General features: G+C 40.6%; 7 protein-coding genes. 4 read left to right on the top strand and 3 right to left on the bottom strand.

The features are described from left to right. Positions 1 to 91 precede the first annotated feature (91 nt). On the top strand, positions 92 to 877 hold the full coding sequence (locus F8B77_RS06855; RefSeq protein WP_167512783.1) for an MlaA family lipoprotein: 786 nt from the start codon (positions 92 to 94) through the stop codon (positions 875 to 877). Positions 878 to 955: 78 nt separating this feature from the next. Here F8B77_RS06855 and F8B77_RS06860 read toward each other — a convergent pair whose 3' ends face one another. Both F8B77_RS06860 and F8B77_RS06865 read right to left on the bottom strand, forming a co-directional pair. After that, complete coding sequence (locus F8B77_RS06860; protein WP_151654737.1) at positions 956 to 2,290, bottom strand: outer membrane protein transport protein; 1,335 nt, start codon at positions 2,288 to 2,290, stop codon at positions 956 to 958. Between the two features lie 539 nt (positions 2,291 to 2,829). Further along, complete coding sequence (locus F8B77_RS06865; RefSeq protein ID WP_151654738.1) at positions 2,830 to 4,068, bottom strand: outer membrane protein transport protein; 1,239 nt, start codon at positions 4,066 to 4,068, stop codon at positions 2,830 to 2,832. A gap of 910 nt (positions 4,069 to 4,978) precedes the next feature. Between F8B77_RS06865 and fadI the strand changes: the two genes are divergently transcribed. Both fadI and fadJ read left to right on the top strand, forming a co-directional pair. Beyond that, positions 4,979 to 6,307 (top strand): acetyl-CoA C-acyltransferase FadI, encoded by a 1,329-nt coding sequence (gene fadI, locus F8B77_RS06870; protein ID WP_151654739.1) that lies wholly within the window; start codon positions 4,979 to 4,981, stop codon positions 6,305 to 6,307. After that, positions 6,307 to 8,406, top strand: coding sequence for a fatty acid oxidation complex subunit alpha FadJ (gene fadJ, locus F8B77_RS06875; RefSeq protein WP_151654740.1), 2,100 nt, complete (start codon positions 6,307 to 6,309; stop codon positions 8,404 to 8,406). Before fadI ends, fadJ begins: the two co-directional genes overlap by 1 nt. Positions 8,407 to 8,529: 123 nt before the next feature. Here the strand turns inward: fadJ and F8B77_RS06880 are convergent, their stop codons facing one another. Beyond that, positions 8,530 to 11,307 carry an insulinase family protein gene (locus F8B77_RS06880; protein WP_151654741.1) on the bottom strand — a complete coding sequence of 926 codons (2,778 nt, stop codon included), beginning with the start codon at positions 11,305 to 11,307 and terminating at the stop codon, positions 8,530 to 8,532. A 165-nt stretch (positions 11,308 to 11,472) separates the two neighbouring features. Between F8B77_RS06880 and sixA the strand changes: the two genes are divergently transcribed. Then, positions 11,473 to 11,943 carry a phosphohistidine phosphatase SixA gene (sixA, locus tag F8B77_RS06885; protein WP_151654742.1) on the top strand — a complete coding sequence of 157 codons (471 nt, stop codon included), beginning with the start codon at positions 11,473 to 11,475 and terminating at the stop codon, positions 11,941 to 11,943. The last annotated feature ends 6 nt before the right edge of the window (positions 11,944 to 11,949 follow it).

Consider the following 11,949-nt stretch of genomic DNA (forward strand, 5'->3'; position numbering starts at 1 on the left):
GCATACTACAACGGGTAAAGGCATTAAGCTTCTGCCCGTTTTTTTTGAATTAACTATAATCATATAAATAATACCAAGTCGAAGGTGTATTGTGTTGAAGAGAATAGGGATATCTTTTTCATTATTGTTTTTGATCGTAGGCTGCTCTCAAACGCCAGAACAAGATAATAATGAAGTAGAAACAACCGAAGTCGTAGAGGTAGAGCACGATGATTCTCATAGCGGTGATCCGTTAGAGGGATTCAACCGTGTAATGTGGGGGCTAAATTACGATATTTTAGACCCGTATTTAGTACGTCCTGTCTCGGTTGGTTATGTTGAATACACCCCAAGCCCAATTCGGATGGGCATAGCCAATTTCCTCGCTAATCTAAATGAGCCATCGAGCATGGTGAATAATTTACTCATGGGCAATGGCAGCGTAGCCATGGTTCACTTTAATCGATTTTGGTTAAATACAACATTAGGCTTGGTAGGCTTAATTGATATAGCCAGCGCTGCTGATATAAACAAACCAGGCAGTAAATCCTTTGGTGATGCGCTTGGTCATTATGGTGTTGGGAATGGACCGTACTTTATGCTGCCGGGTTATGGGCCTTGGACATTGCGTGAAGCAGGGGATTTTGTTGATGGCTTTTATATGCCTCTTTCTTACTTAAATTTCTGGCAAGGTCTTGGGAAATGGGGTTTAGAAGGAATGGAGTCTCGTTTTCAGTTGATCTCACAAGAGCCAATGCTAGAAGCCTCGCCTGATCCATACGCTTTAACGCGTGATGTTTACTTGCAACGCCAAGATTTTAAAGCCGAAGTTGAACCAGAAGTAGACTTAGAAGCAGAAGGTGATATTGACGATTACCTCGATGAGATAGATGAGTGATCAGCACCTTAAAGCGGTTTGAAAAAAGGCCTCAATAAAGAGGCCTAATGCAATTTCTATGTAGTCAGTCAGTTCTGATTAGAAACGGTAGTTCGCTTGAACACCTAGTAGCCATACGCTACCCGTTGTTTCGCCGTTGAAAGAACCTGCAATACCTTGTGCTTCATTATCTGATTCATAGCCACGAGATTCTGTGATAGGCGCATCTTTAGCAATGATATAAGTGAAACCAGCATCTAGTGATAGATTTTGTGACCACTCATAGCCAGCACCAATACTTAACCAAGTGCGATCCGTCTCAGGAATCGTGATAGTACGGTTTTTATCGCTAACCGCTGAGGTATCGTAAGCAATACCTGAGCGTAAGGTGATTTTTTGGTTTAGTTGGTAAGTACCACCTAGCGCGATGCGGTAGTTATCTTCCCAATGCTCTTCTTTAACCATTGTTGGCGCTTTACCATCATGGAAATCAGCTTCTAATTTTTCAAAGCTGCTCCAATCTGTCCAGTTAACGCTAGCGTGAATAGCTACGGTATCTGTTAGCTGATGAAAACTAGCTAATTCAGCTGTTGCAGGCATAATTAGTGCCATTGAACCTTGTTTTGTTAGGTTTTGGGCAGGGAACATTGCACTTAAAGGAATAAAGCCAACGCCTTCAGCATGGCCTTCAAGATCTAATTTTACTTCAGATTTATAGGTGAAACCAAGACGATTAGTTTCATTGATCTGCCAAGCTGTACCTACTTGCCAACCCAAAGCTTCATCTGTACCTTCCATGTATTTCAGAGTGGTTCCTTTTTTGATAGGTATGCCATTTAATGTGAAGTTTTGAGGAGCTGTTGCTCCAAAATGACCTTCACCCATCACATAACGAACACCACCGCCAATGCTTAATTGTGGCATCACTTGGTAAGCAATGTTTAGGTTTAGTTCTTTAGTGATGATACTTGCTGTATTACCAAAGTGGCTTGCTGCAAAGTTTTCATCAAGATCGGTTTCCATGCCGTAGTTAGTACCTAGCGCAACACCAAGAGCTAATTTTTCATTTACACGGTGTGATAGATAAAAGTTAGGGATCACAGCGCTGTGAGCGAAGTCTTCAGATGACGTATGTCCACTTTTTTGTGTTAGTGATTTAGAACCATCAACATATCCATTAACATCAACGTTAGGATCAACATAAATACCACCCACCGAAATCTGCGTACCTTCTAGGTAAGTCAGCATTGCCATGTTACGCCATTGTGCATCAGCACCGTCAGCCATTGCAGCTTCACCTGCGTACGCACGACCAAGACCAGTCGCTGAATACTCTGCCAATTGGAAGCCTGCTGCCATAGAAGTTGTGCTTGTTACTGAGCCTAATAGACCAAGTGCAATAGCAAGAGATAGGCGGTTTTTATTATTGTTCATTGATTTTTCCATATTGGTACAAGTGTACGCTGAATTTCGTGGTAATAAGTTGAAGTGGATAATACGTTCTAGAGTAAAAACTTCAAACAAAAAATTGATTTATTCGAGTTTTAAGAGCTTTTTTCTGTAAAAAGTTTCAGATTTAGCTAAATTTTCTGTATTTATCTGGTCGGATGTGTTATTTGGGCGTACAGGTGTATATCTTAAATGGTATTTGAGGGTATAAGTGTACGCTGAAAATTCAAGTAAGTTAGGGACTAGGAAGAGCAGGGTTCAGATCGCTTCGCTTGCAGGTTTCAGAGGTGATCGCTGAACGAACAGCATCAAAGAAGGTTCTCCCCCTTGGTTGATGAGTTATTGAGATCGATAAAGTAAATAGAAGGGGGAGTTAGAGGGGGTTGTTTGCTCTTATAGAGCGAAGCGTTCTAGTTAGCGCAGCGTATCGTTTCTAGTTTATATGGCATTGTTTTTAGATACGTGGCGATCAAAAAAGGCCAGCGTATGCTGACCTTTTGGTTTTACCCTTTTAAGAATAAATCTTAGAAGCTGTAGCTGTACTGAACACCAGCAAGAATTGCATCTGCGTGTGTTGTTGCTGTTAGATTCGGTGTCGGTGCTTTTGTTTCAGAAACACTAACGTCATCACCGATTAGGTAAGTGAAGCCGAAATCAACCGTGTGTTTTTTAGCAAAGTGGTAGCTGAAACCCCCAGAGAACCATTGGCGATCTGAATCAGGTACTGAGATTGATGTTAATTTATCTTGAGCTGAAGTGTCATACATGTAACCCGCACGTAATGTCCATGCATCGTTTAGGAAGTAAGTACCACCAATGGCGTAATGCATACCATCTTGCCATTCGTAGTTATTGATGTTTACACCTTCTTTAGTGTTTAGCTCATCAAATGCACTCCAACCAATCCACTGTACAGAGTAGTGAACCGCAAATTTAGTGTCTTTTATTTCGTGATAACCAGAGAACTCAGCCATACTTGGGAGTGGCATTAATAATTTTTGACCATCAATAGCATTACCACCAGCCATATTATTCATGTACATATCACCTTCAGCTTCGATCTCTGGGCTGTAGTGATACGAAAAACCAAAGCGGTTGCGTTCATCTAGTTCGTAAACTGTGCCTAAGTTCCAGCCAAGGCCAATACCATCAGCTTCAATATCTAAAGCAGTAGTGTTTCCCGTTCCTGCTAAAAGAGCCGATTCTCTTTTTAATTTCCCACTACCTTGAACGATATCTAAACCACCACCGATGCTAAATTGTTCATTGATACGGTAAGATACAGTTAATGCATAGTTAATGCTCTTGATTTCAGTGGTACCGCCATAGATGCTTGCACCATTTGTAGCACCGAAGCTATCATCAAAGTTATTAGTTGTACCAAAGTTAGAATAAATACCCGCACCAAATGCCCACTGGTCATTTAAACGGTGAACATAATAGATATTGGGTACAGGAGTACCACTGCTATTATTTTCGCTATCTAGGCTTTGTCCTGCATATTCAATATCAGTCACATCAATATCAGTTTTGATGTAGTTAACACCGCCTGAAAACTGTGATGAATCAAAAAGAGCCATGGCAGCGGCGTTACGTGACATTACTGATGCGTTATCAGCGATTACTGCATCACCAGAAAATGCACGGCCTAGGCCAGTTGCTGATTGTGCGTTTAGTTGGAAACCGGCAGCAGTAGCTTGTTGTGTTGCAAGAGTGATGGTTGCTGCTAGAAGTGTTTTTGAAAACAGACGCTTCTTATTCATAATTATTATATTCCATGTATTGTTATTTCCTTTCAATTCTGCGACTGAAAAGATTTTTTTAGTTGAGACTGAAATCTCGATGCCGAGATAATAACGATCAGATCATAGACGACAAATCCGACCACTGCTAAAAATTCATTAAAATTCGTGATCTGGTCGTGATTTGCTCGCAAATGCCGTTTCTGTTAACAATGCTAGAGTTAATGCTCTATTTTTTGTCTTGTTTTTTACTTGCCTCTTCCTTTGTAAGTCATTGATTAAGTTTAACTATTTATGTATAGCTGTTGTATTTAGAGTTTAAAATCTAAATTTGTGGTTTTCTAATGTTAAATTGATGAAAAATTTTAATTTTTTCATGGTTTTTGGGTGGTATGTTATAGGTAGGTTGTAAAGTGTTCACTGAGAGCATACTTAATTTGAATTTCATTAATTAAGCAGAAAAGTAGTAAAAGAACATAAAATTGATCTATTTCAATAAATGGATTGAGAATCACGTTATAGTTGATCTCGTTATCTGGTTGAGCAATCAACCCGTTGAGCAAGATAACATTTCCTTTTGAAGGCTGACTTTACTTTCTCCTTATCAGGTGAAACTGATTTTACAATTGGCTATTATCGTTAATTGTTTTTTATTCTGACCACATCGATTGATGTGGTTTTTTTTTATCAAAACAGTCAGTAGGTTACATTTTCATCGTTTAAATACTTATGTAGATTGGTATAACTTGGTGCTTTATTTGTCCCCTTTTTCTTATCTAATACCCTCATTTTTAACCAGTAAACAATAATTTCTGAGTGATTAATAATTCGCCGCTCACATTTCTACTATAACGCACTTCTCAAAATTAACAAATTGGTTACAATTTGAGGTCTGACCACTTATTAGGTTGATATTATGCAAGGAGATGCAATGTCAAACGCCAAATTATCAAAGACCTATCAGCCATTGACGACACGACAAGGTGATCGCATTGCGGTTGTTTCAGGTATTCGAACCCCATTTGCTAAGCAATCCACGGCTTTTATTTCTACGCCTGCGGTAGATCTCGGTAAGCTTGCCGTAAAAGCATTGATGGATAAAACAGACATAGATCCAAAATTGATTGATCAAGTTGTCTTTGGCCAAGTAGTGCAAATGCCAGAAGCTCCAAACATTGCTCGTGAAATTGTATTAGGCACAGGGATGGATATCGCAACCGATGCCTACAGTGTGACTAGAGCGTGCGCGACCAGTTTTCAAACCACGGCAAACGTAGTGGAAAGCATCATGGCTGGCACTATTGATATTGGTATTGCTGGTGGTGCAGATTCTTCTTCTGTATTGCCTATTGGGGTATCAAAAAAAATGGCCGCGACGTTGCTTGCCCTTAGCAAAACCAAAACCATAAGTCAGAAACTTTCGCTTCTTCGTACTTTATCAATGAAAGATCTTGCGCCTGTACCTCCAGCGGTAGCTGAATACTCAACAGGGATCTCGATGGGGCAAACCGCAGAGCAAATGGCGAAAACTCACGGCATAACACGTGAAGAGCAAGATGCGTTAGCGCACCGTTCGCATTCATTAGCGGCAAAAGCATGGCAAGAGGGGTTGATACAAGATGAAGTCATGACTGCTTTTCCAGAGCCGTATAAAACCTGGCTAGATCAGGATAACAATATTCGCCACGACTCAGATCTTGCAAGTTACGCCAAATTACGTCCCGCGTTTGATAGAAAATACGGTTCTGTGACTGCAGCCAACAGCACCCCCTTAACCGATGGTGGTGCAGCAATATTATTAATGAGTGAAAAGCGCGCCAAAGAACTAGGTTATGAACCGTTGGGCTATATTCGATCTTTTGCGTTTAGCGCGATAGATGTACATAACGATATGCTAATGGGACCATCTTATGCCACACCAATGGCTCTCGATAAAGCCGGTATTTCTTTATCGGATTTAACGCTTATTGATATGCACGAAGCATTTGCAGCACAAACGCTGTCGAACGTAAAAATGTTTGCATCTGATAAGTTTGCCAGAGAATGTTTAGGCAGAGATAAAGCCATTGGTGAAATAGACATGGATAAATTCAATGTGCTTGGTGGGTCAATTGCTTATGGGCATCCTTTTGCGGCAACGGGAGCCAGAATGATCATTCAAACATTGCGAGAACTAAAACGCCGCGGTGGTGGCTTTGGGTTAAATACCGCATGTGCCGCAGGTGGCCTAGGTGCCGCAATGGTTTTGGAGGCTGAATAATGACATTAGAAATAAATAACAGTGCTATTGAAGCAGTAGAAAACAGCAGTGCGTTTACTTGGTTTAAAGACGATGCCGGTATCGCTTGGCTGACGATTGATGTGCCTAATGAAAAAATGAACACACTAAAGTCAGCATTTGCAGAACAAGTGACTCAAGTACTCAATGACATAGAAGCACAACATTCAGATATTAAAGGCTTGGTCATTCAATCAGGTAAACCCGATAACTTTATTGCGGGCGCAGACATTAGCATGATAGCTAACTGTGAAAGCGCAGCAGAAGCGCAAGCGTTGGCTGAAAAAGGTCAGCAATTGTTTCAACGCATTGAAGATCTACCATTTGCTACCGTTGCCGCGATTCATGGACCTTGTCTCGGTGGTGGATTAGAGTTGGCACTGGCGTGTGATTATCGTGTGTGCAGTGATGACAATAAAACAAAATTAGGCTTGCCAGAAGTCCAATTAGGCTTGCTTCCGGGGTCTGGCGGCACACAGCGATTGCCTCGACTTATTGGGTTGCTTGCCAGTTTGGATATTATTTTAACGGGTAAGCAATTAAGACCTAAAAAAGCCCTAAAGTTAGGCGTTGTTAATGCCTCGGTACCACACACTATTTTGTCACGAACCGCCGCTGAATTTGCAGTAAAGAAAAAATCAAAAAATAAAGTAGCAACCAAAGAGTGGGGGATATCAAGAAACGCTCTTGGTCGTAATGTGATTTTCTCTCAAGCAGAAAAACAAGCGCAGAAAAAAGCACGCGGTAATTACCCTGCGATTGCGGCAATTTTAGATAGCATTAAATACGGGTTAGAAAAAGGGATTAAAAAAGGGCTTCAACGAGAAGCGGAGCAATTTGGTAAGCTTGCCATGACTCCTGAATCTGCTGCATTGCGTTCCTTATTTTTTGCAATGACAGAGATGAAGAAAGAGAAAGGCAGCGAAGCTGAGCCTAAAATCATTCATCGAGTTGGCGTACTAGGCGGTGGGTTAATGGGCGGTGGTATTGCTCATGTCTCTATTGCTAAAGCCAAAAAGAACGTCACCATCAAAGACATTAATAATGATGGCTTGCTAAATGCCTACCAGTACCATTACCAACGTTTAGATAAGTTAAGAAAACGCCGTATTATTAGTAAAGCTAAGCTGCAACAACAAATGTTGCAACTAACGGGAGTGACCGATTTTAACGGATTCAAAAAATTGGATGTGGTGGTTGAGGCCGTATTTGAAGATCTAACGCTGAAACAAGAGATGGTAAAAGCGGTGCAAGAGCAAGGAAAAGAAGACGTTATCTTTGCTACCAATACCTCTTCGCTTCCCATAGGCCAAATAGCCGAGGGTGCAGAAAAACCTGAAAACATTATTGGTCTGCACTATTTTAGCCCGGTAGAAAAAATGCCGTTGGTTGAAGTTATTCCGCATCAAACGACCAGTGATGAAACTATTTCTACCGTAGTCTCTTTAGCAAAACAACAAGGTAAAACGCCAATAGTCGTTAAAGATTGTGCTGGTTTTTATGTTAATCGGATCTTAGCGCCTTACATGAATGAAGCGGCAAGATTATTGTTGGCAGGTGAGCCGATAGAGGCCATCGATGAGGCTTTATTAGATTTTGGTTTCCCTGTTGGGCCAATTTCATTATTAGATGAGGTTGGTGTGGATATTGGCGCGAAGATCATGCCGATATTAGAAGCGGAACTGGGTGATAGGTTCCGCAGCCCTGACGTGTTCCAAACGTTAATCGATGATAAGCGTCTAGGTAAGAAAACTAAACGTGGTTTCTATGTCTACAAAGGTAAGAAGAAAGCGCCGGATCAAGATGTTTATTCACTACTTAACATTAAACCGCAATCTCAGCTAAGCAAAGATGAAATAGCCATGCGCTGTGTATTGCCTATGTTATCTGAAGCAAAACGCTGCTTAGATGAGGGCATTATTCGCTCAGAAAGAGACGGTGATATTGGCGCTATCTTTGGTATTGGTTTCCCTCCTTTCTTAGGTGGCCCATTTACTTATATGAACAGTATCGGTGAAGAAAAGCTAGTGGCGTTAATGAAGAAGTACGCTGATAAATATGGGGATAGGTTTTCTTTATAATACCAATTCAAATAGTGGTGTTTATTCTTATTAGAGATAATAAGTTCAACCTTTATTAGATGAGTTATAAGCCATCATAGTCAAAGATTATGATGGCTTTTTTTAATGTTTAAATTATTGGAATTACCCAAGATTCACGTCTTTCGCTCGCAATTGGAACTCATCAATAGAATCAATTTCTAACCCAACATCTAAGCGATCGTATTGTTCATGCTCGGTGCCTTGGCAATGCATGATTAAGCGATTCGCAGTTCTTGGTTTTAGTACGTTAACCACAAAACGCAGCATGTCAGTTCGCGTTAGCAAACTAAGTTCGTCAGCAACACGCTCTTTATGATCAAAATTTAAATCTTTATTGCCAATACAGGCCCATAAGCGCTGAGCTCGACCACGAAGATTAGTGTCGGGATCAGAGATTTGATCAATCAATCCTTGTTTACTGTTTTGCCATTGCTCTTCATTTAGCTCTAATAACACCATGTAGAAGGCGTTAAGAAACTCATCAATCGCATCTAATAATATGGCAGGAGGAGCCATCGGTGATTGAACGTATAAGATCAAGCCTGGGTGTTTGTTTAACGGTAAATTACCCGTCCCAACCATGTAGCCTAATTGCTGTTTGGTTCTAATTTCATGGAAAAAAGAAGCCGACATTAAATGGTTTGCTAACGTATAAAGCGCAAAACTGCGAGGGTCTTCTTGAGCTGATTGATAATAGACCAATAAAGCAGAATCAGAATGGTCACAAAATAGTTCACGCTGAAAGGTTCCGGATTCTCCTAACATAATCAGTGGTCGAAATGACTCTTCATAAGTTTGGTTTTGCATACGAAGTGCATTTTTTAGTGAGTTACCTAAGTCTAGAGCTTGTTGCTGTGACCAGTCACCATAGACAAACATCTCAACGTGTAACTCTGCAAACATCGCTTGAACAAAGTTAGGCAGATCATCGACCTCTATACTTTCTAATGCCTCAAGAAGGACAGGGTAAGGGGGATTGTTTGGTTGTAAAATCCCTGATAATGCATTGAAAAGTTGTGAAATAGGACGTTCTTTCGAAGCGTTGCTCCAGTGACGTATCAGTTGATTCTTAATGAAATCAAAACGATCACTACTAAACTCACGAGTAGTAAAGCGCTTTAAAATAACCTCTAATAATAAAGGCTGCTTTTGGCTAAAACCAGATAGTGCAAGAGTGACTCCACCTTGGTGACAATAGAGGTTGTAGCCCATTCCTGCAATTTCAGCTTGATAGGTTTGTTCACTCAAGGCATCCATCAGCATCTCGACACATAGGCGAGTTTTCACTATTTTTCGTGGGTCAGAAATGGAATGTGGGCTATCAATGGCAATATAAACCATGCCTTTTGGTACCCTAAATTCTTCTTCTTGCTTATGCCATAGACGAAAACCCGGTAAGTCTTCAATCAGCATTGGAAATTCGGTGGTATCTGTTAACGCTTGAGGTTCAAGATCGTAGCAAATATAAGGATTTTTCTCTGGAAGGAAAAGCTCAGGATGCGGCTCAACATTTTTCCAAAATGCCAATTGATTCTCTGTCAGTGGGTGAACTGAATAAGGGGTATGATACCACTTGTCTTTATGGTCATACTCTAACCCTTGAGCCACTAAGGTTACTCGCATTTTTTTTGGCGTCAGTTGTTCTAACAGATCTTTAATTTGCTGCTCATGGTAGCCTTCCATCATATAGTCGGCATACATAGCGTCTTCAGCATGATAGCGTTGTAAATTCATGACAAGATGGCTAACTAAATCAAGTGGCTTGCTTTTTTCTTGGAATTGAAAAGCTGACTCTAAAACGGCTTTTTTCTCACTGTATCGCCATTCATCAAAGCCTTGCTGCTTGATAAGTTCAATGTACTGATAAGTGAGTGTAATGATCTCATCAGTATGTTCGATGCCTTTTTCCGTTAAGTTATAAGCCAGAGTAAACTCGCGGAAGTTGCTACCACTCACACCACCACCAGCGGTTAGCGAATGGATATAACCGAGTTTTTTTAAATACAGCATTAAACTGCCTTCGCCTTCATAACCAAGCAGGTGACCAAGATAATTTAACGGTTTGGTTTTGTAAAAACGGTCTTGATTTGGCAAAGAAAAAGCGAGAGTTAGCTTTCGAACTTCTTTTAATGGTTCAATATTTATCCAACATGCTTGTTGGTCTTCTGTTACGTAAGCGACATCAATCGTTTTATATCCTAAATTTTGATTAGGGATGGCAGAGAAAGATTGAGTGGCTAAAAGCTCTAATTCACAAAGTGGACGATTCCCTAAAACCACAGCGGTCATTAAATCGGCAGAATAATGGTCTTGATAAAAAGCCAGCATTTCATCACGGATAGAAGAAGTGTCGTTATCGGCTAACGTATCGATGCTTCCTACTGAGAATTTAGCGAATGGATGCGCTTGATTAATGGTCTCTTTGTGTACCTGATAAATACGACGAACATCGTCTTTAAGTTTTAATTTATATTCTGAATCAACGGCTTGACGTTCTTTATCTACGGCTTCTTCGTTAAATAATGAGGCATAGAAGAACTGGCCAAAGCGATCAAGACCTTCTTCAAACGCATGGTGCGAAATTTCAAAGAAAAAAGTCGTGTGTTCAGTGCCTGTCCATGCGTTATTTGAGCCACCTTGCTGGTTAATAAATGAGTGAAACTCTCCCACTTTTGGGTATTTTTCTGTACCAAGAAACAGCATATGCTCTAAAAAGTGAGCAAGACCTGGGCGATGGTCAGGATCATCAAAGTGACCGACATTAACAGAAAGGGCGGCAGAAGAACGTGGAGCCGTATCGTCTTGAACCAGCAATACTCGCAATTTATTATCGAGTTCAATAAAACGATATTTTTTTTGATCATTTGGGCTGATATGCACAGGGTGCTCCTGTTTTAAGGCAGAGATGGGCAATTTAATACCCTCATTTTTATATTTATTTTTCTAATTATGGCGCTGAACCCACAGACTAGCAAACTCTCACTTTCCCCTTTTTGTTATTGCTTGCTACTATTGTGAGGTTAGTAATGATTTGAGAATGTATAAATGAAAGTATTCATAATGCGTCATGGCGAAGCTGAGATGTATGCGCCAAGTGATGAAGAACGTAATTTAACACCTCATGGCGAGAGTCAATCAGCCCAAATTGCACAGTGGTTAATGAAAACTCATCAAGTGCAGTTTGACTACGTATTGGTGAGCCCTTATGTACGAGCTCAACAAACATGGAATGCGATTAAGCCTATTCTTAATGTTGCCGATGCAAAGGTAGAAACGTCAGATGAAATCACACCATACGGTGATTCTGATGATGTGGTGGAATACGTGAAAGCACTAGGCAGTGTAGAAAACATAGAGAATATTTTAATTGTTTCTCATTTGCCGCTAGTGGGTTATTTGACGGCGGATTTTGTTCCGGGAATTATGCCTCCAATGTTTCCAACGTCAGCCATTTCTTGTGTTGAGTTTAGTTATTCAACAGGAAAAAGCGAACTATTGTGGTTGCAACAAGCATAACGACAC

This window comes from Aliivibrio finisterrensis, assembly GCF_008933155.1.
In the GTDB taxonomy this organism is placed as follows: Bacteria; Pseudomonadota; Gammaproteobacteria; order Enterobacterales; family Vibrionaceae; genus Aliivibrio; species Aliivibrio finisterrensis.

Coding starts and splice junctions, on each gene's coding strand:
- F8B77_RS06860 (WP_151654737.1), bottom strand. CDS start 2,290: ATGAACAATAATAAAAACCGCCTATCTCTTGCTATTGCACTTGGTCTA.
- F8B77_RS06865 (WP_151654738.1), bottom strand. CDS start 4,068: ATGAATAAGAAGCGTCTGTTTTCAAAAACACTTCTAGCAGCAACCATC.
- fadI (WP_151654739.1), top strand. CDS start 4,979: ATGTCAAACGCCAAATTATCAAAGACCTATCAGCCATTGACGACACGA.
- fadJ (WP_151654740.1), top strand. CDS start 6,307: ATGACATTAGAAATAAATAACAGTGCTATTGAAGCAGTAGAAAACAGC.
- sixA (WP_151654742.1), top strand. CDS start 11,473: ATGAAAGTATTCATAATGCGTCATGGCGAAGCTGAGATGTATGCGCCA.